Source organism: Desulfomonilia bacterium (assembly GCA_036567785.1).
Classification (GTDB): domain Bacteria; phylum Desulfobacterota; class Desulfomonilia; order UBA1062; family UBA1062; genus DATCTV01.
The window spans coordinates 168,939-189,469 of record DATCTV010000062.1; the positions used below are offsets into that span (position 1 = coordinate 168,939).

General features: G+C 45.7%; 21 protein-coding genes. 14 read left to right on the plus strand and 7 right to left on the minus strand.

The features are described from left to right. The first annotated feature begins 60 nt into the window (after window positions 1–60). The 10 genes from VIS94_16645 to VIS94_16690 all read left to right on the plus strand — a co-directional run bounded on the left by VIS94_16645 (window position 61) and on the right by VIS94_16690 (window position 6,153). Window positions 61–660, plus strand: a complete 600-nt coding sequence (locus tag VIS94_16645; protein HEY9162708.1) for a hypothetical protein — start codon at window positions 61–63, stop codon at window positions 658–660. After that, the gene (locus VIS94_16650; GenBank protein HEY9162709.1) at window positions 626–1,021 is read left to right on the plus strand and encodes a hypothetical protein; all 396 of its coding nucleotides are present in this window, start codon (window positions 626–628) and stop codon (window positions 1,019–1,021) included. The genes VIS94_16645 and VIS94_16650 overlap by 35 nt, the downstream gene beginning before the upstream one ends. Then, on the plus strand, window positions 997–1,356 hold the full coding sequence (locus tag VIS94_16655) for a peptide chain release factor-like protein (protein HEY9162710.1): 360 nt from the start codon (window positions 997–999) through the stop codon (window positions 1,354–1,356). The genes VIS94_16650 and VIS94_16655 overlap by 25 nt, the downstream gene beginning before the upstream one ends. Before the next feature lie 36 nt (window positions 1,357–1,392). After that, the gene (locus VIS94_16660) at window positions 1,393–2,346 is read left to right on the plus strand and encodes an AEC family transporter (GenBank protein HEY9162711.1); all 954 of its coding nucleotides are present in this window, start codon (window positions 1,393–1,395) and stop codon (window positions 2,344–2,346) included. An 18-nt stretch (window positions 2,347–2,364) separates the two neighbouring features. Beyond that, window positions 2,365–2,973, plus strand: coding sequence for an HAD family hydrolase (locus VIS94_16665; GenBank protein ID HEY9162712.1), 609 nt, complete (start codon window positions 2,365–2,367; stop codon window positions 2,971–2,973). Between the two features lie 105 nt (window positions 2,974–3,078). Next, the gene (purM, locus tag VIS94_16670; GenBank protein HEY9162713.1) at window positions 3,079–4,116 is read left to right on the plus strand and encodes a phosphoribosylformylglycinamidine cyclo-ligase; all 1,038 of its coding nucleotides are present in this window, start codon (window positions 3,079–3,081) and stop codon (window positions 4,114–4,116) included. Between the two features lie 9 nt (window positions 4,117–4,125). Further along, window positions 4,126–4,767 (plus strand): phosphoribosylglycinamide formyltransferase, encoded by a 642-nt coding sequence (purN, locus tag VIS94_16675; GenBank protein HEY9162714.1) that lies wholly within the window; start codon window positions 4,126–4,128, stop codon window positions 4,765–4,767. Continuing rightward, entirely contained in the window at window positions 4,743–5,228 is a 486-nt protein-coding gene (locus VIS94_16680) for a DUF523 domain-containing protein (protein HEY9162715.1), read from the plus strand. Before purN ends, VIS94_16680 begins: the two co-directional genes overlap by 25 nt. Then, complete coding sequence (locus tag VIS94_16685; GenBank protein HEY9162716.1) at window positions 5,183–5,734, plus strand: prepilin-type N-terminal cleavage/methylation domain-containing protein; 552 nt, start codon at window positions 5,183–5,185, stop codon at window positions 5,732–5,734. The genes VIS94_16680 and VIS94_16685 overlap by 46 nt, the downstream gene beginning before the upstream one ends. Continuing rightward, the gene (locus tag VIS94_16690; protein HEY9162717.1) at window positions 5,731–6,153 is read left to right on the plus strand and encodes a prepilin-type N-terminal cleavage/methylation domain-containing protein; all 423 of its coding nucleotides are present in this window, start codon (window positions 5,731–5,733) and stop codon (window positions 6,151–6,153) included. Before VIS94_16685 ends, VIS94_16690 begins: the two co-directional genes overlap by 4 nt. A 28-nt stretch (window positions 6,154–6,181) precedes the next feature. Here the strand turns inward: VIS94_16690 and VIS94_16695 are convergent, their stop codons facing one another. From VIS94_16695 to glf, 3 genes are all read right to left on the minus strand, one after another. After that, window positions 6,182–7,390 carry a SufD family Fe-S cluster assembly protein gene (locus VIS94_16695; GenBank protein HEY9162718.1) on the minus strand — a complete coding sequence of 403 codons (1,209 nt, stop codon included), beginning with the start codon at window positions 7,388–7,390 and terminating at the stop codon, window positions 6,182–6,184. Further along, on the minus strand, window positions 7,378–8,136 hold the full coding sequence (locus VIS94_16700; protein HEY9162719.1) for an ABC transporter ATP-binding protein: 759 nt from the start codon (window positions 8,134–8,136) through the stop codon (window positions 7,378–7,380). The genes VIS94_16695 and VIS94_16700 overlap by 13 nt, the downstream gene beginning before the upstream one ends. A gap of 154 nt (window positions 8,137–8,290) precedes the next feature. Further along, a complete protein-coding gene (glf, locus tag VIS94_16705; protein ID HEY9162720.1) occupies window positions 8,291–9,403 on the minus strand; it encodes a UDP-galactopyranose mutase in 1,113 nt (370 codons plus the stop codon). Between the two features lie 253 nt (window positions 9,404–9,656). On the opposite strand from glf, the gene VIS94_16710 reads away from it, so the two are divergent. Beyond that, on the plus strand, window positions 9,657–11,012 hold the full coding sequence (locus VIS94_16710; GenBank protein HEY9162721.1) for a glycosyltransferase: 1,356 nt from the start codon (window positions 9,657–9,659) through the stop codon (window positions 11,010–11,012). A 46-nt stretch (window positions 11,013–11,058) separates the two neighbouring features. Here VIS94_16710 and VIS94_16715 read toward each other — a convergent pair whose 3' ends face one another. From VIS94_16715 to VIS94_16730, 4 genes are all read right to left on the minus strand, one after another. Beyond that, a complete protein-coding gene (locus VIS94_16715) occupies window positions 11,059–12,414 on the minus strand; it encodes a hypothetical protein (GenBank protein HEY9162722.1) in 1,356 nt (451 codons plus the stop codon). 75 nt (window positions 12,415–12,489) lie between these two features. After that, entirely contained in the window at window positions 12,490–13,875 is a 1,386-nt protein-coding gene (locus VIS94_16720) for a hypothetical protein (GenBank protein HEY9162723.1), read from the minus strand. A gap of 12 nt (window positions 13,876–13,887) precedes the next feature. Continuing rightward, entirely contained in the window at window positions 13,888–15,222 is a 1,335-nt protein-coding gene (locus VIS94_16725; protein HEY9162724.1) for a hypothetical protein, read from the minus strand. A gap of 37 nt (window positions 15,223–15,259) precedes the next feature. Then, window positions 15,260–16,597 carry a hypothetical protein gene (locus VIS94_16730; protein HEY9162725.1) on the minus strand — a complete coding sequence of 446 codons (1,338 nt, stop codon included), beginning with the start codon at window positions 16,595–16,597 and terminating at the stop codon, window positions 15,260–15,262. 125 nt (window positions 16,598–16,722) lie between these two features. On the opposite strand from VIS94_16730, the gene VIS94_16735 reads away from it, so the two are divergent. The 3 genes from VIS94_16735 to VIS94_16745 all read left to right on the plus strand — a co-directional run bounded on the left by VIS94_16735 (window position 16,723) and on the right by VIS94_16745 (window position 20,531). Continuing rightward, complete coding sequence (locus tag VIS94_16735; GenBank protein HEY9162726.1) at window positions 16,723–18,099, plus strand: CapA family protein; 1,377 nt, start codon at window positions 16,723–16,725, stop codon at window positions 18,097–18,099. Between the two features lie 165 nt (window positions 18,100–18,264). Continuing rightward, a complete protein-coding gene (locus VIS94_16740; protein ID HEY9162727.1) occupies window positions 18,265–19,413 on the plus strand; it encodes an MFS transporter in 1,149 nt (382 codons plus the stop codon). Between the two features lie 197 nt (window positions 19,414–19,610). Further along, entirely contained in the window at window positions 19,611–20,531 is a 921-nt protein-coding gene (locus VIS94_16745; GenBank protein ID HEY9162728.1) for a coenzyme F420-0:L-glutamate ligase, read from the plus strand.

The following is a 20,531-nucleotide window of genomic DNA, read 5'->3' on the forward strand; positions in this document are numbered from 1 at the left end:
CCTTGTATGAAAATTTTTAAGAAATTGCTTTGCTCCTGAGTTATGGTTTATAGACCTCACATGAAACATTTCTATCCTATCATGATTTTTGCTGTCTTTGTCATGAATGGATGTGCGACTGTAAATATCGAACAGAAAAAAGTCTTTCCTTTCAGAGCTGAATTCGAAATCAAGGGAAATGTAATAAATTCGGGAACCGGTCTGAATGGGGCTATGCTGATATCGTCTCCTGAATCCGGGATATCTGAGGTATATGGTCCCGGTGGAATTGCGGCTTATATCCTGAAGATTGATGACGGAAATGCAAGGATCACGGATACATGGGGTCACGAGATCGACAGCTGTAATGTGCCTGTAAAGGATATTGCTGGCCTGATTGCAGGAATTCCGCCTTCAGGTCTGCGATGTGAAAAGAAAAACAAAAATGGTGAGACCAGATTGAAATATCTCTGGGGCGATGTTCTGCTAGACAGACACATGCTTCCTGTTGAAGTAAATATAAAAAGCGCTAGGAAGATAAATGCGGTTTTTTCAAAGTCTGCCGGTGGTATTGACTTGATGATAACATGGGGTTCTGATAACTTTATAATAAATATATCCATTATCGAAGGCGGGAGATGGCAAGATGCTGAAGGTGAAATGCAGAACGTGCGGCAGTGAAACTATCTGGAATGATTTTGATGGGGAGACAATCAAATGCAGCAGATGCGGTGACCCCATCAATGTTCAGCAGTCATTAAGGGACAATATTGAACGCAGGGAATTTGGTGAGGTTAAGAAAAAATACCGCTGTCCGAACTGCAGAAAATATATCGAAAAAAGATATTTTACAAAATGTCCGTCCTGCGGAAAATGGCTTATAGGTAAATATTTTATGAGCGGCAAATGGTTTGTGTTTACAATCATAATAGTTGTATATCTTATAGTATCGATTCTTTATCATAATTTCGGATTGAACGAGAACCCCAGCACAACCAAAAAGAATATTGTGAAAGAATGGCTGTATCACCAGGAAAAATAAAAGCGCTCCAGGAAAGGCTCGATGCACTGGAAATATATGAAAGGGACATAATCGAAAAATTTGTCCGGTCTCAAGGTAAAGGCGGACAGAAGCTCAACAAAACATCGACATGCGTATATCTGAGGCACATCCCGTCAGGTGTTGAAGTAAAATGCCAGGAAGACAGGTCTCAGACACTGAACCGCTTTTTGGCAAGACGTATTCTGGCTGATAAAATTGAAGAGCTTATCACCGGCGGAAAATCTGAAAAAGTTCAGAAAATTCGCAAACAGAAAGACAGGCGTGCAAGAAAGACTAAAGCCAGGGACAGACAGAAAAATGATATTTCTTCCTGAAAGCTTACCATACAATCATATGATTGAAGATTTATCATGATCTCAACCCCTCAATTTGCAGCCTTTCAGTCAGTGGTCATCATTCCTTTTGTGGCCGGTGCATTATTAAAGAACAGATTCAATGACCCTGTCAAGCTTACAAGGCGTCTTGTCATGATAAATCTGGTTATAATCGAGCCCCCCATAGTGTTCTGGAGCATCTGGGGTCTTAAGATAACCGCTGAACTCATATACCTTCCTGTAGCCGGTTTCTGCATGGTGCTGTTCGGACTTGCCGCGGGCAGACTTTTCGGACATGTCATCAGGCTGGATAATAAATCAAAAACAACTTTTATAATCAGCTCTTCCATAGCGAATCATGGTTTTACGATGGGCGGGTTCATCTGCTATCTTTTTATGGGAGAAAAGGGACTGGGGCTTTCATTCATATTCCTGTCATACTTCATTCCGTACCTTTTTCTTGTAATATTCCCTTATGCAAAGCAGGCATCAAAAGGTGAATCATACAGCCTTGACACAGTAAAGGAGTTTATCAAAAGTCCTAGAAACATGCCCCTTTATGCAATGATCGTGGCCATATTTATGAGGCTCTACGGTATCACCAGGCCCATGATCATTTTTCCTGTGGAGATACTGCTGATGCTGTCAATAGGCGTATATTACTTTTCGCTCGGACTGAGTTTCCTGATAGGGGATGTGCTCTTCTACAAAAAGGAAAGTCTAACCCTGTGCATGATAAGGTTTCTGTTGATTCCTGCGATGACAGTGATTGTTCTGGTTTTTTTGAATCTTGATCCTGATATTGAATCCGTCATACTTATCGAGTCATTTATGCCTGCAGCTGTGTATTCAGTAATGTCATCCGTTCTGTTTGGCCTTGATGAAAGGAGGGCGTCTGCAATGTTTGTTTTTAATACTGTGGCTTTTCTGCTATTTGTTCTTCCAATGATGCTTATTTTTATTAAAGATTTGAGAAGAATTATAAGTTGATTGATTTATGGAGAGCATATGATTGAAGCGGTATTATTCGATGTCGGTGGTGTTCTGTTTGATGAAGGATACAGGAAAGGTCTTCATGCAATCGCGCAAAGGAATGGCATCGACCCGTTAAGGCTTGAGATAATTTCAGACAGGCTGATACTTGAAACCGGGTATCTTACCGGTAAGGCCGAAGAGAATGTCTTCTGGGAAGGAATACGACATGAAACGGGAATCATGGAAACCGACGATGAACTGAGAGATGCTCTTATAGAAAGATTTGTTCCAAGGGAATGGATGTTTGAGATTGTCGGAAAATTAAAAGATCATGCAAAACTTGCGATATTGAGCGATCAGACGAACTGGCTCGATATAATGGAAGAAAGACATCACTTCTTCAATCTGTTTGATACTGTTCTCAACAGCTATTACACGGGACGCAGCAAGGTCGACCAGCTGACGTTTGATTTTGCGGCGTCTGTTATCGGTTTCAGGCAGGAAAATATTCTTTTTGTCGATGATCGAATAGGAAACATAAAAAGGGCGGAGGCCTCGGGCTGCAAGACGATTCTATACAGCAGCAGGGAGAATTTCTTGAAGGATATAGAACAATACTTTCCGGATATCACCAATTGGTAAGCCATCCTCAGGCACAATTGAATTTTTATTAACAAATAACTGTCGAGTTCCTTGACTAGAGCAAATCTCATGTAGTAAAAAACTAGTCTCTGAAGGGAGATTGCAATGGGTATGACTTATAAACAGGCAGGGGTGGATGTAGACAAGCAGAACACCTTTGTCGAAAATATTAAACCGATAATCAAATCTACATTCGGTCCTGAAGTTTTGGGTGGAATCGGCGGATTCTCAGGCCTTTTCAGGTTTAACCAGAATAATTTCAAAGACCCGATACTGGTATCGTCAACGGATGGTGTGGGTACGAAGCTGAAGATAGCATTCATGGCGGACAGACATGATACGGTCGGCATAGATCTTGTCGCCATGGTTGTGAACGACATAATCGTCGAAGGGGCTCAGCCTCTTTTCCTTCTGGATTATTTTGCTACCGGAAAGCTGAATCCGGACAGAGACAAACAGATTATAACAGGCATAGCGAACGGATGCAAAGATGCCGGCTGCTCGCTTATAGGCGGAGAGACTGCCGAGATGCCGGGGATTTACAAGTCTGATGAATATGATCTGGCCGCTTTCGGCGTAGGCGTGGTTGAGGCCGACAAACATATCAACGGTTCACGCATAACACGCAACGACATCCTTATAGGCATTGATTCATCTGGGCTTCACAGCAATGGCTTTTCGCTTGCTAGAAAAGTGCTGCTGGAAGATTCAGGATTGAAAATTGATTCCTATGTACCGGAACTGGGAAAGGTTCTTGCTGATGAACTGCTTACGCCTACCAGGATTTACGTAAAAAGTATCCTGAACCTTTTCAGGGATTTCGATATAAAGGGGATTGTCCATATCACCGGCGGAGGATTCATAGATAACATTCCGCGAATACTTCCTGAGAGGTCTTGCGCAATCATTGAAAAGAAACTCTGGGAGGTCCCGCCGGTATTCAGGTTTATAAAGGAACTCGGGAAGATCGAAGAGAACGAAATGTTCAGGACATTCAACATGGGTATCGGCATGATACTTTTTGTCGGCTCGAATGAAGCAGAAGACGTATTGTTGAGGCTGAAGGGGCTCAAATTGAACGCACAGATTATTGGAGCCGTCGAGCAGCGCAAGGACGGTTCTGCTGTTTCCATTTTGGAGTAATGGGGTAGGATGAAAATCGGAGTTCTGGTATCGGGGAGCGGAACCAATCTTCAATCGATCATTGATTTTTGCGAATCAGACGAGATGGTTGATGTCGCAGTCGTAATAAGCAACATGGCCGATGCATATGCACTGAAAAGGGCTGAGGCAAAAGGAATTCCCACAAGGATAGTTTCCCATAAGGATTTTCCTGACAGGGCCGGGTTTGACAGGGAATTGATACGGATTCTGAAAGATTTCGGTGTCGAACTTGTTGCACTGGCAGGCTTCATGAGAATACTGACAGGAGAATTTTTGAGGGCGTTTCCGGGCAGGGTGATGAATATTCATCCGGCTTTGCTGCCGTCATTCCCGGGACTCGAAGTCAGGCAGGCTGCAATAGATTACGGCGTCAGGTTTTCCGGATGCACGGTGCATTTCGTTGATGAAGGTGTTGATACCGGACCTATCATAATTCAGGCGGTTGTCCCCGTTTTTCCGGATGATACGGAAGAAGAGCTGAAACACAGGATATTAAAGCAGGAGCACAGAATTTATCCTCATGCGATCAAACTTTTCGCACAAGGTATGTTGAGAATTGAAGGCAGAAAAGTGTTTATCAAAGATAGCAATAAGGACGAATCGCAGTGGATGACCAATCCGCCCCTGTAAGCCTCAAGTCTCCGATAATTGTAAGCGCCTGCCTCCTCGGTTTCGAATGCAGGTATGATCTAAAAAAAAGCTCTGGCATAAAATTCAGGATCCCTGAAGGTGCACTTCTGATACCCGTATGTCCTGAACAGCTTGGTGGCCTTTCCACACCCAGGCCTAAATCTATGTTTGAAGACGGGGACGCGGAATCTGTAATCAGGGGCATCGCCAGAATAGTAACTGAAGATGGCAACGACGTTACAGGCAATTTCATAAAAGGTGCAGTTGCTGCAAAAAGAATAACTTGCATAACACGTGCACGGTCTGCTATACTTAAAGACAAGAGTCCATCATGCGGTACGCATTTTGTAATGATATCCGGTGAATTCAGAAAAGGGCTCGGTGTAACTGCACAAATTTTAAATGGAATGGGTTTATGCATTGTAAACGAATATGGGAGGCCGATAGAAGAAGAGGAGTAAGCCTTGTTGAACTCCTTGTAGTAATTTTCCTGGTTGCCATAATTGCTTCAATATCAGTCCCGTTCCTTGGTGGGGTGATAGAAAAAAGAAGCCTTGATAATGAGGTCGATTTTATTTCAGGCACTATTTCGACTTCAAGGACAAAGGCGATAGAAAAAGGCTTTCCGTTCAGACTCGATTTTGATTCATCGAAGATGTTGTTTCTTGTTTATGGCGACAGGAATTCAAACGGCATGAAAGACGACGGCGAGGAAGTTCTCGGACCATACAAGCTCAGGAGCGGCATTACGTTCGGATCGGCGGCGTCAATCGGCCCTAATGATACGCAAATACCTGAAGACGGGATAAGTCTGGTTGACAACCGTCTGAGCTTCAACTCGATTGGCTCATCAAATGCAGGTACAATATATCTGAAAAAAGCTCAGAGAACAGCCGCCATCAGGATAATGTCCGCAACCGGGGCTGTAGTCTGCTGGATTTATGATGGAAAATGGAGGAAGAAATGAGGAAAGGATTCGGTCTGATTGAGGTATTGATAACAATTGCACTGGTATTTTTTATTACATGCGGAACTATAAGGTTTTTAATGGCTTCAACCAAAACGGGCATCGATTCCAATTCAAGAACTTATGCATCTGTTGCTGCACATACAAAGCTGGTTTCCTTGAAGAAGGTATCTCTTGCGGATCCGGATATCACAGTCGGATGGCATGTAGACAAAGGTAATCCTTTTGTTCAGTGCAACATGAATTACTGCAGATTCTGGAGGGTTACTTTAAACAAGGACGGCAGCAGGTCAATAAATGTGCATGTCATATGGAACTCTGAAGAAATACCCGGTACGGTCTCGTCGGAAGAGGATCTCAAAGCATGCGGCAGGTCCGGGGTTGAATTCAAGGGAACAAGAGACGCCCTGATGCCTTAGTCATAAGGGCGTCTTTATACGGTTAGGGCTACATGACCTCGTTCTGTGTCTGAGCGACAGCAGCATCGATCTGGGCCTTCAAATCAGCCGGTAATCCCGGGATATCGACATTAAGAAAACCCCTGACAATTGTAGATGTGGACTCGTCTTCCGACAAGCCTCTGGACATCAGGTAAAGTATCTCCTCCTGGTTGATCTTTCCCACAGCCGCCTCATGTGACATTTCAACACCTTCGGCCTTGCCGTGAAGCTCCGGAACTGCAAATATATCGCCTCCGTTCAGAATGAGACCATTACACTCAAGGTGTGCCTTTACGCCCGGGACATCACCCATGAGATGGCCCCGGTTTATTATTGTTCCTCCATTGCTTATTGAGCGGGCAATGATTTCGGCCCGTGTCTCAGGGGCTGTCAGAAGTATCTTTCCGCCGACATCGAGCTCGGTTCCGGGATGGCCGACCAGAAGGCTGTAGAATCTTGCAACTGCTCCCCGTCCGACAAGCCTTGTCGTGGGATACATCTGGAGAGATTTGAGTGGTTTCATACAGATATAATTGTTTATGAAAAGGCCGCCTTCCTCAACTACACCGACCGATCGCGGCCTGACGTTCATTCCTTCTGCCCAGTGGTGGATCATGGTAAAGCTCAGGCTGGCGTTCTTTTTCACAAAAAATTCGGAAATGCCGACATGAAGGCCCTTGATCACATGAGCTCCGGATACGCATCCTGTTATCACGTGCAATTCCGAATCCTCTTCCGCGATGATGAGGTTGTGCACATTCTGGCTCAATGCGTCCTGATGGAGATACAGGCATGCCTGTACAGGGAAGGTGACTTTAGCGCCTGGAAGTGTCCTTATCACATAGCCGTTATGAAGATCGGTATAGGCAAGCGCGGTATATTTGTCCTGATCCGCGGAAACAAGTTTCCAGTAATATTCCTTGATCCAGTCCAGTTTGAGGGCATCCTTGATGGGTATGACCTCAAGACCGTCCATCATGGACTGTGCATATACAGCGGTCGTGTCTTTCTGAACATATGAACCCGAACGGTCAGCCTCGGTGGCATCAACGCCGGCCTTAAGCATGATATCCTTGTCTTCAGCCGGAAGTTCATCAAGCTTTTCTATAGGAAGATGGCACTCGCCTTCCATGCAGTATTCATCAAGTTCTATATCTGGACCGAAAGCGGCTTTCCTGTCTTTGGCCTGGTCTATTTTTTCATCTATTTCATGCATTTTATACACTCCTGATAGCCTGCCCTGCTTATTGTCTGGAATATCTCCTGAGGATTACCCTTGCATGCCATAACTCCATTGAACAGCACCTGTCCCCTGTCGGCAGGCACATAATTAAGGATATAGCCGGTATGCGTGATAATGAGACCCATTTTATTTCTGCTTCTGTGCGCATGTTTCTGTGAGAATTCGGTATGCGCCTGGAAACTTCGCTGCAAAAGAGAGCCTATGGTATTCCCGATCAGCGCAATGTTTTCAAGGTCGACGCCTGATTCCGGTTCATCGAAAAGCATAAGGTCAGGCTGTTGCGCCATGAGTTGAAGCAATTCGGAGCGCTTTATTTCTCCGCCTGAAAAACCGGCATTGATATCCCTGTCAAGAAAATCAGTGAAATTGACATTCGCCGCGAGATTATCCACATCGGTTTCTTTGCCATGCCCGCATATCTCAACCATTTTTCTGGTTTTAAGGCCGTTGATGGTTGGAGGCCTCTGGTATGACATGCCGATACCAAGCTTTGCACGTTCATGAACAGGCATATATGTGATGTCGGTATCTTTGAAGGATATTTTGCCTGAGGTGACTTTGTACTGGGGGTAACCCATTATAGTCATCAAGAGCGATGTCTTGCCTGATCCGTTCGGGCCGAAAAGGATATGTACCTCACCGGGGTGAATTTCCATGTCCACCCCCTTGAGGATTTCCTTCTCGCCCAGAGACACATGAAGGTCTTCAATCTTCAGCATTGTGAATCTCCTGTTCTTGGTTTGATTAAATCATCTATGTTATGTCAAAGAATCAGCAGAAACCGTTGGCAACTTGCCGAAATGGAATCCTATTCCAGTGAATACAATAACAGTTTACCAGATTATGTTACATTATCAATGATATGATGTGATCCTAAATCAACTTGTCACAAACATCCAAGGCCTTATCGACAACTTCGTCCATATTATAATAGCGGTATTCGGCTAATCTTCCGAGAAATAATATGTTTGTAAGTGCCTCCATTTCCTTCTTGTATTTATCTAATGTTGCCAGACTGGAAGGATTATATACCGCGTAACTCGGTACATTCCTTCCGGGTTCATAGTCTTCGGGGAATTCACGGAGAATGGTCGTTTTCTTGTGTTCCTGACCGGAAAAATGTTTGAATTCTGTTATGCGTGTATAGGCATGATCATTCGGGTAGTTCACAACTGCAACCGATTGGAAGCGTTCCATGTCCAGGGTTTCGAAATCGAAACGCAGTGAACGGTATGGGAGCTTGCCGTGCTTGTAATCAAAGTAATAATCAAGGGGTCCTGTATAAATAAGTCGATCATACTTGATGCCCTTTATGATTTCCTTGTAGTCTGTATTCAGAAGCAAATGGATATTCCGGCGGTCAATCATACGTTCGAACATGCGTGTATATCCATGCTTGGGTATTCCCTGATATGTATCCTGGAAATAACGGTCATCCCTGCTAACCAGTACTGGAACCCGTGCCGTTACGGAAGGATCAATCTCATCAGGTTTTATCCCCCACTGCTTGACGGTGTAATGCAGGAATACTTTTTCGTAGACGAATTCTGCAAGGAACTTGATGTCATTGTCATTATGTTCCCTCATCTTCAGGATTGGCACTCGAGCCCCGTATCCATATGTATCGATCAACTTTTCAACAAGACGGGATGCCAGGTTTGACGGAAGCAGAGCTTCAATCGTGTTCAGATTGAAGGGGAGTGGCGCGTCTATTCCATCGATATGGGCCTGGACATGATGATCATACTGTCGCCAGTCTGTATACTGGGAAAGATAGTTCCATACACGTGCACTTTTTGTATGAAGAATGTGGGGGCCATAGAGGTGTATCAGGATGTCGTGGTCATCATAGCAGTCATATGAGTTTCCTCCTATGTGTTGCCTCTGCTCAATCAGCAGGATTTCTCCCCCCTGCTCTGACAGACGATTGGCAGCCACGATTCCGGCAAATCCAGCACCGACAATTACAGTAGTAAATCTTTTCACATTCTTCTCCTGTATCAAATTTGAATATCAGAAAGGTTAAAATTTAGCAATACTTACGCCGGGAAGAATAGAATCATGACTTGAAGGAAATTTAAGGTCAGTGTGCAAAAAAGGATTTATTTTTCGGGAACCAAATCCAGGAGAATCATTTCTTTATGGTCATATGTACGGGGATATGGTAAAAAATATTTGTATATCAGACGGTTGGAGATTCCAGAAGATATGCAATTTTAAAATGCATCGAGAGGTTGGTATGGATAAAAAGTACAGAATATTGTTTGCAACTCCTGGTTTCTATGGACATGTCGCGGTGGCATTGCCCATCGCAAAACACCTTCTGGCGGATGGGCATACAATCGGCTGGGCCAGCGGCAGCAACATCAAGGGTCTCCTGTCGAGAAACGGAATAACTGAATTCTTTCCCCGCGATGTCTATAACGCAGGTATGGAAAAACTCATAGAAGCAAAAGGAATCCATGATTATATGCAGAAGGTTCCCAGGGTCTTCACACCCCAGACAATCGAGACCTGCCTGAGGGAACTTATGACTGCCTTTGAAACCTTCAAACCTGACGCTGTATATATTGATTCAATGGACCTGCTGGCCATGATGGTCTCTGATAATCTAAAGGTGCCCTATGCTCAGGGAAGCGGAACGGCAATTTTCTACTTCGAAAAGGATATCCCTCCAATCGGAACAGGCTGGGACATCAACCATGTCTTGCTCAACCGGGTGCGGCTTGTCCCGTATCTCCTTAGAACCGTACCGTACATGTTATGGTCTTATTTCAACAACAAAAAGGCACTTAAGTCCTTCAATCCGTCATGGAGCATTGAAAACGTCATCCGTGGCGTTTCTCCCTATCTGTTTATGCTGTTTTCAACCGACAAGGTTGAGTATCCGCGAAAGATGTTTATTCCCCAGGTCTTTTATGTCGGTCCCTCAATGCTTGTGCCCAATGAGAGTGATCTGCCTGAATTTCCATGGGAACGCCTGGATCCGTCACGTCCCTTGATTTACTGTGCGACAGGCACTCTTTTCTTCAACTGGTACAAGCAGTTCTATAAAAATGTTCTTAAAGCCCTTTCCGATGACAATTTTCCGATCCCTGTTCAGGTTGTAATGGCGATCGGAGCCGGACAGTCCATAGAGGAACTGGGTGAAATTCCAAAAAATGCCATCGTGGTTCAATATTCTCCCCAGATCAAGCTCCTTGAGAAGACAAGTGTACTTATCACTCATGCGGGAATCAGTACCGTGAACGAGGCTCTTATGCAGGGAATCCCCATGCTTTCCGTACCGCTCGGACGCGACAGGATGGAAATGGCCCAGAAGTCTGCCTACAATGGCTTCGGTATCCGACTTGACCTTCACAAGGCAACGCCTCGCAGAATAAAGAAGGCAGTGATTGAGCTTTTAAAAAATCCCAAATATCAAAGAGCTGCAGAAGGTGTTATGCATTCATACCAGAGTTGCGACGCCCCCCGTACGGGTGCCGATCTCATTCTGCGCTTGGCGGAAACAGGGAAACCTATCAGACGCAAGTTCGGTGCACCAATCACGCTCAGGTCCATAAAGGATCTGCCGGCATATCTCGAAGAGGATTAACTGGCTGACGGCCTCACGTTTGTGAGGCTGTTGTTTTTAAGCTTATTTATCCTGATTGCGAATCCTTTACCGCAGACTTCATGGCATCTTCAGCCCAATCGATTTTCTTTTGAAGGGTATCAATGAATTTCTCGAATCCGGGACGGTTATCGGTGTCGGTCATGAGGGTGATATCAACGCCGGAATCGTGAGAGATAATAAGGGGAAAGAGAGGGTATCCGATCTGGATGATGCCGAACGGCCACGCCCTTGTAGCCTGATAGGTTGGAGTTGAAAGGTCTGCCATTTTAAAGGATCCTACATTGGTAAACGGGTAGAAGAATGGGAATATCTTTCGCTTGAAGACAACTTTTTTCATAATGTGGATACCCAGGCCGATCAGCCATACTGGGATATGGTTGATATAAGCAGGGTGCTTTCTGTAGGCCAGGCCTTTTGAAATGCTTTCCCTTATATCTTTCTGGATCGCCCGTATCTTTTCCGGCAGTGGCAGATTTTCATATTTACTGGGTTCAATCATTATCAGCCCGGTCAGATTGGCAGCCTTCCTGAGTCCTGGCATGAGAAGCGCACGCAGGTCTACCGCTATACTTGATAGAATTTTCTTGCCGCGAAGACCGGGATTCAATTCGTAAAACGCTTCCAGTATGGCATAAAGAATCTTCCCGTTGAGAGATTTCTGGCTTATCCGGTCCCAGGGAATAAGAAGGCTATACCATTCTATGCAATTGTAGCTGGATGGTGAGCCGATAAGATGTCTTCCAACATTGAGCCCCGGGAATAACACCGAACAGTCTTCTTTTCGAACAGGTTCAGCAGGAGCCACCTCGGAAATCTGAGGGCCGGGCTTTTGGAAATAGTCTTGAGGCAATGTCAAGGCATAGAGGTCTTCACGAGATTCAGGCCCGTCTGTCGGGCCGAGTGGAGCTTCACCCCTGAGGATACGGAAAAGTTCATTTGCCATTAGAAAAACGGATAATCCATCCATGGATGCATGATGTATCTTGAGATATAACCGGTGAGTTTTGCCGTCATTGAGAGAATAAATAGCTACAGGCGTTTCCCGGCGCAGGTTCATTTTATAGCGCAGGATCTTTTTCTCTATTATTTGCGGCCAGTTACCGAGAGGGCCTTGAAGTTGATGCGGATCAATCCTGATAAAGGGTATGGCGGTGTCTGTTTCTTCCCATCTAAGAGTAGACAGGCATCCTTTGAGCTTGGAGCGGCAGATAGGATATGTATCAGCCAGGATGCGCAATGAGTCTATCACCTTTGCATCCGGGATATCCCCGAGGCCGTCAATTCCCAGGGCAACCGACATGGGCATGTCCTGTTTCTCGAAAGCCAGCCACATACGCTCGCTGGGGCCTATAAGGCGTTTATACCTGCCCGATTCCTTCATTTTATCCCGCTCTCCTTTCTGCCGTGGTTCTTCTTTGCTTTGTATGCATTAAAATCATAATACATTGAAGTTTAATTATTTCGGTGGTTGGATTTTATCCAGGATTTCACCCAGGCATTCCTCGAATCTTGCCATGCAGGCTTGTACCTCGTCTCGTGTGAATTCAGCCTCCTGGAAGTTATAGGAAACAAATACCTTTTCATCCAGTGTGTTCATCGTGACAAAGAGTCCGTGAGATGGTGACGATGCGAGAAGTTCACACAGCTGTGCCTTCTGTCCATATGAATTGAGGCTGTCCATATTGCCTAGATTTGCCAGTGCTCCTGTTTTTGCAAGTATCCCGGCCCGCTTTGCCAGACGGATAATTCTTGCGTAGTTCTTTTTCCCGAGCAGCGTAGACATCTTTGCTGCAAGGCCGGAAGCGAGGGTCTGCCTCTTTTCTATCCTCCCGATTTTGTGCGTCATCTGTGAGTGTATGTCGCGGATTATGGCCATATCGTCATCCCACAGCTTTCGAGGGAGCCTTATCATGAACCCCGTGATGTAGTTGCCGATAACGGGTTTCCTTTCCGGATAGTAGGGCCTGAGGTTTACCGAGACTATAATCACTGCAATGTCCCCAGGGACATTCCTGCCGCGCGTCAATGAAACGGCTAGGGCAGCAAGTATAAGAGTGGTGATGCTGACGCCAAGTTCTTTAGCACTTGACCTTATTAAGGACAGGTCATATTTCAAGGCCTGCTGATGTACATCGACAGGTCCGAAAAAGTTTACGGGTCTGTCGGTAGCCTGTATCAGATGTCCCTTCGGTGTCTGTCTGCTGTCTTCAATCATGGACTTGACAGACTTGATGAACTGGGACGGCAGCGTGTACCAGGGATGGTTCGCAAGGGCGGGCAGAAGGCTTGTGTCGTCTACCGGTACGGGGTCAGTTTTTTTGCCGTTAAGGTATGCCATCAAAGAACCCATCATATGCAGACAGGAAAACCCGTCTCCCACCACATGGTGGATCGAGAACAATAGCACAGGTGTTGGGTCATCAGGGAAATACAGGATCTTAACCGGGAGCGTCTGGAAGAGTGAAAAAGGCTCATTGTAGAAATTGCGGCGCGCCGAGAGGAATTCACTGGAGTTGTAGCCGACTTTGGGAATTACACGGAATGCGTTGTTGAAGAACAGTTCGATCCTTTCGTCGGTTTCGTCAAGGATCCTGAGCCGGTATGAGAAGAGGGTCGGTTCCAGAAGTGACCTCAGACGCGGATATATGGTAAGCAGATGCCTTGCTGCATCGCGGATCTCACGCTCGGGATGGGCTTCCCTGAAGCGCAGCATCAAGAGATCACCCTGAGCGATGTTGACATCCTCCATCGTCAGGTAAATGAAGTCTGCATAATTAAGCCTGATGATGCGGGAATTTTTGATTGTTAAACCCGTCGGGTTCATGGAATTTTCAGCATTCATGGCTGTTACCTCTCAGGATATGACTTTTTTGATGCCGAGTAATGCAGCAATTGATCTGTCTGTTCTTTCAATGATGCCGATGATTTCTTCTCTGGTAAATTCCGCCTCCTGATATGAGAAGGACAGATTGATTGCATTGTTGAGGCTGTTCATTACAATCAGCAATGCATGCGATGAAGTGCCGCATCCGGCTTCCACGACCTGGGATCTGTCACCGTGTCTGTTGAGGTTGTCGAAATTCCCGACGTTGGAGAAAAGGCAGGTCTTATTGATTATGCCCCGTTCTTTTAATACCCTGGCCGTCCAGGCGTAAACCTTTTTCCCAAGGAATGTTGAAAGCTTTACCGTCAGCAGCAGAGGAAGAATCTGTTTGTTTTCAATGGTTTTCAAATATTTATTGATCTGATCCTTTATCGTTTCCACAATAATGAGCGGGTCGGGGTTCTGGCCCATATCCACCTTGATTACCGGGGCCATGACGTAGTTTCCGAACACCGGCTGCCTGTCAGATGTCATGTAAGGCCGGAGGTCGATAGGCATCTCGATCCAAATCAGATCGCCCGCATCTTTCCTGTTCAGGGCCATCGACAGCGCAGACAGAACGAGTACGGTCATGCTGCAGTTAAGCCTTTTAGCGCCTGCCAGTATAGTGCTGAGGTCGTGCGAGAGGTTCTGGATATGTATATCCATTGGACCGTAGAAGTTAACCGGCCTTTCCGATGCATGTATGATTTTCTTCTTTTCCTTCTTTCCTTTTTCATCTGCCTTGATGGAATTTAATATCTGTTGAGGAACCTTATAAAACGGACGCTCGAGGAACCCTCTTATGATGCTTGGTTCTTCAGCCGATTGTATCGGCGGAATAACTCCATTGAGGTATGACATGAGAGAATTGAGAAGATGAAGCCAGCCTGAACCGTCATATATCATGTGATGAACTGATATGAAAAGCATGGGCATGGGGTCGTCCGGGATATAGCGGATTTTGATCGGGAATGACTGCTGGAGGGCAAAAGGCTCATTGAGAAGATCTCTTCTGTATTTCAGAAAATCGGCGGTGTCGCAAGACAAGCCGTATCTGACCTTGAATGCCTCGTCGAAAAGTATATCCACTTTAGGGTCGCTGTCGTCTAGCACCCTCATGCGGTATGAGAACATGGTAGGTTCCGCAATAGACCTGAGTCGAGGATATACAGTCAGCATGTAACGCATGGCCTTTCTTATCTCGGAGGCGCTATGCCTTGTCTTGAAACGGATCGAGCTGAACAGTCCCTGAGATGTGACAATATCCTCCTGTGAAAAAAAGAGAAAGTCGATGCTGTTCATCTTGAATGTTTCGCTTTTCATAATTGCCCTATGCCTCCGCATAGATGGATTGGATCATTCATAACTCAAGAAGTTCATCGAGGATGCCCTCGAATTTTGAAATGAGGTCATCAACCTTTTCACGGGTAAATTCCCTCTGCTGGAACGAGACCTTCATGTGTATACTGCCGTCCATGCTGTTGACGACGAACAGAAGCCCGTGGGATACCCCGCAGGAGATCGCATCGAACAGCTGGGCCTTCGGGCCGTGCGAGTTCAAATGATCCAGATTTCCGATATTTGACAGTCCGCATGTCCTGTTGATAAGCCCCTTTCTTTTTGCCGTGCGTATGCCGTGGGCATATAGCTTGCGGCCTGCAATCGTTGTAAGTTTGAACACGATGAAAGGCAGCAGCATCTGCTTGTTCTTATGCATGCTCAGGCTGTTTTTTATCTGGGTGTTAATGTGTGATATTATTTCTCTGGGTTCACTCCATATGACTCTGGGAACCTGTATCTCCATACCGGACAGGTAGTTTCCGAAGACAGGCTTCGGGTCGGGATAATACTGGCGCAGGTCGATTGGCAGGCCGATGCGGATGGTATCCCCGAGAACACTTACATCTTCCCTGCTGAATAGGATCGACAATGCAGTCAGGAACAGGGTGTTTATCGTACAGTTCAACTGTTTTGACTTTAACCTGATGGCAGAAAGGTCGTTCGGCAGGGTCTTGTGGCAGATATCAACAGGGCCGTAGAAATCGACTGTATGTTCTGTTGCAGGTACTGTCCTGATATTTTCAGGTTTTGCCTTCCTGTAAATCAAAGACTGGAACGTCTGCAAAATCTGGCGAAATATTTTGCCCGGGCTGTCCTCATAAAAGACTGGATCCAGGCTCGGATCGTCGATTTGATACGGTTCAGGGATCTTTCCGTTCAGATAAGACATGAGTGAGCCTGCCATATGTATCCAGGATGATGCATCACCGGTAACATGCCGGAGTCCCATCAGAAGAACAGGGTACCGGCTGTTGTCGAGGTAGTAGATTTTAAGCGGCAAGGCCTGTTCGAGGGATATCGGTTCATTGTACAGGTTGCGTCTGAGTTCGATGTATTCAGGTGAATCAAACTCGATGTTTTTGAAAACACGGAAAGAATCCTTAAACAAAAAATCCAGGATCGGGTCATTGTCGTCGATTATCCGGAAGCGGTATGAAGACAATGTAGGTTCAACCACAGACCTGAGTTTCGGATAGATTGTAAGCATATACCTCAGGGCCTGGCGGATTTCTTCCTCTGAATGGGGTTCCTTGAAGCGCCAGGTCACGGCATTTATGTTCGCAAGGCACACGTCCGAGGTAGCCAGGTGAAGAAAATCATTAAAATTAAGGGGGACTGATCTGCTGCCCGTTTTCATATTATCATCCTCATCATACCATTATTTCATCTTTACTTTTCTGATTCAAGACTGAATACCAATTATTTTGCGCGACCGGGTTGCATGATCTTGTTGTTGAGGCTATTGTGTAGTATGGGGTCACAATGTTAAGATATCTTTTGATAGTTGCAGCATTAGCAGGCGGAAAACTTCTTGACAATAAACTCAAGTATTCACGGGAACTGCCGGATATCAAGCAATGGTCCTTCACTGACTATCTATATTCCATCCTGAAGGCATGGCGGCCTGTAGTCAGGGCGCAAAAGGACAAAGGGATAGAGCAGTTCTTCAAAGCTCAGGACCTCGATTTCTTAAAAGACTGCCGGACCGAAACGGCATCAAAGGCAACACTAAGTTTCGGGGGGGACATAATAGACTGGGTTGAAATCGAGAAGGAAAGCAGAAATCACCTCTGGGATGAGATTGGTGAATACTATTTTTCCGGTGACATCGTTTGCGCTAATCTCGAGATGCCGATCGATACGGAAAAGCCGCCAAGGAAGCCCTTTGATCTTAAATCCATAAAGTTGGACAGGTCATTGTTCAAGGCCCCGAAATTCAACGGTTCGTCTCTTACGCTCGATGCTCTTCAGCGTAACGGACGCAGGCCGGACATACTGTCAACGGCTACCAATCACTGTCTTAACATGGAGGAATCAGGCGTGACAAATACCCTCGGGCTGCTCGATGAGAGGGGTATCAGGCATGTTGGCACTGCCAGGACACACGAAGAACAGGAAGACATCCCGATAATAGAAAGGAACGGGATCAAAGTGGCGTTCCTTGCATACACTTATTCGATAAACCAGGACATGGTGCCCGAAGGGAAGGAATATCTGGTAAATATTGTACAGCTTAATGAAAAGAATGCAGACATTTCTATCATCCGCAGACATATAGGAATCGCAAGGTCAAAAGGGGCCGATATCATTGTTGCTTCGCTGCATTGGGGGTATGACCAGGAGGTGTATCCGACAGCCAGCATCATCGATAATGCCCATGAAATAATACAGGCAGGGGTGGATATAATTATCGGTCACCATCCGCATATTCTTCAGCCGCTGGAAAAGTATATCTGCTTGGACCCGGTAAACGGTAAGAAAAGGACAGGACTGATCGCCTATTCGCTGGGCGAGTTTTTAAGCTATCCGCCGTATTCTTATCCTCTTTCCCCGATTCCGGCGGTGTGGCTCTCGGCGGTTTTTTGCATTGAGATATCAAAAGGCCATTCAGGCAGCGGGTTTCAGACATGGATATCCGGTGTCAAGCTGCGGCCATTCTACAAACTTGGAAGAAAGACCGGCAGGGGCAGTTACTCTGTGAGATTTATCGATCTGAGGAAGACCTTGAACGGTCTGATTACTGCCGCCGGGCATTACAGGCTGAGTATCAGGGATATCAATAAGATAGCCAGGGCAAATGCGTACCTGGAAGAATTCATATATCCGGCAGATAACGACAGCATCCTCGAATCTCTTTAGGTTTAGGCTGTCCCCTTTGTCTCTGTATTTATTGTGTCTAAAATAAATCAGCAAATACCGCGTCATCTTAACATTCAGACAGGAATTCTTTTTGATAAGTCTGTCCGCTTTTCTTTTCTAAAGTATTTGCGTGTTATTCCGTTCAATTAAATTGGAGGGGTATACATGCAGAGTTCTGCATTTGTAATATTATTCATTGCCAGTATGGCTACATCACTGGGGATCAGTATAATCCTCCCGATCCTTCCTGTATATGCAAAGGACATGGGTGCCCGGGGATTCATGATAGGTCTGGTTTTCTCAAGTTTCGCCGTCACTAAAACAATCGTGAGTCCATTCTTCGGACGATGGGCCGATCGAAAAGGAAAGAAGCCTTTCATTGTGTGGGGTCTTTTACTCTTCACGCTTGTGGCTCTGGCCTTTGCCTGGGCTCAGAATGTGTATGACCTTATAGCCATTCGCTGTTTTATGGGTATATCCAATGCCATGGTAGTTCCCATTATTGGTGCCTGCATCGGCGGTATGGCCAGACAGGACAACGAGGCCCATTATATGTCACTTTTTGCTTTATCGGCCTTGATGGGAATGGCCATGGGTCCATTGCTGGGCGGTATTGTATCAGACAGGTTCGGCATAAATATGGCCTTCTATGTTATGGCAACAGCCACTGCTGTTGCATTTGCCACAACACTCTTCGGTCTTCAGCGGAATGAAGATTTAAGTAAAAAGAACAATATCCTGTCCCGTAATCCATTAAAAGAACTTCTGGCAATTCCAAGGATTCGAGGTTTGATGGTCTTTCGTTTCATCGATGTGCTGAGTGTGGGAGGGATGCTCATTTTTCTGCCCCTTCTTGTCAAACAGCAGCATATCAGCACTTCCCGGATAGGGATTCTTGTTTCAATCCTTATCTGTTATGCCGGAATTATGCAGCTACCCTTTGGACGGCTGTGTGACAGAATGGGGAAACACGTTACATTTATCATCTTCGGAGGAGCAATAGCAGCTCTTGCACTTGCATGTCTGCCTCTTGCCCGGGGATTCTGGGGATTTTTGACTGTCGGTCTTATATCGGCTTCAGGAGGTGCTATTGCAGGGCCTGCAGCCAATGCACTTATCGTTAGAAGTTCAAGGAAGATAGGGCTAGGCTTTGCGGTGAGCTCTTTCGATTCAGTTCAGGCTGCAGCCTTCATTGCCGGACCGCTGATTTCCGGCCTTATAATGGATGCTTTCGGACTCAATACCGTCTTCTTTTTAACAGCCGTCATTTATCTGCTTGGACTCGGAACATTTTTTTACTACTCAAAGAAATAGAATATATATTATCCCGATAGGACGTCATGAAATGATTCAATACGAAAGAGACTAAGAGAAAAATGCATTGTAAAGCACTGATTGAATTGGTATGTAGTATAAATAGAAGAATTTGAGGCGAGATATCTTCTATAGTGTTGACCCACTCCGGAGATACGGCCCCGGGTTCATATCTGATAAAGAGGAGGAAACGTGAAATGCCTGAAAAAGGAATAACCTTCTACCCCGTACTTATGAAGGAACCTGTAAAACCTGAAGATGCCGGAAAGGTCGATGTTGCGGACCTTCTACTGGATCAGATAGAGGTGCAGGACCGTGATATCGTTATTGTTACATCGAAAATAGTAAGCATTCTGGAAGGCCGATGCGTAAGGCTCGATTCGGTTGTTCCTTCAAAAAAATCCCGGAAAATAGCTGAATTCTATGGAAAAAACCCAGGACTTATCGAACTCATAAATCAGGAAGGCAAGCCTGTATTTGTTACCCCCGGCTTCAGGCTGATGAAAAAGAAGTACTACAGGGATATCCTCCTTTCTCTTGCCAGACCCGGGCTTAAGGAGGAGGATGCGAACAGGATCATGAACTTCTCCTACTCCATACGGTGGATGGTAAGGATGCATGGATACCTTGCCGACAACGCAGGAATAGATTGTCAAAATGTTCCCGAAGGCTATGCCGTCCTTCTCCCCAAAGACCCGCGTAAATCTGCCGATAATATCAGGGAAAAGATTTTCGAACGGACCGGAAAGAAGGTTGCGGTCATAATCACCGACAGTCTTGGCGGCGGGGCAGTTCTTGGCAACTGGGACGTTCCCCTGGGGTACAGCGGGATGGACCCTGTGGAAAGAAACTGGGGACAGGTGGATGTTTTCGGAAGACTAGGCACCGGGGGAGGCTCAAACTTCATAATTCCCATTGCCGCTATGGGTGGCATAGTGATGGGCAATAGTGATGAACGCACCCCGATAACTGTACTCAGAGGTTTTGCCTACAAAGACGAACGGCCTGAAGACATCGGGAAAAACATCCTTACATTCCCTTCAAAATATATTTATGAAGGGCTTTTCTGGATAATTGTAGAGACAATACGCTATTTCTTTATACGTTGGAGAGCTTAG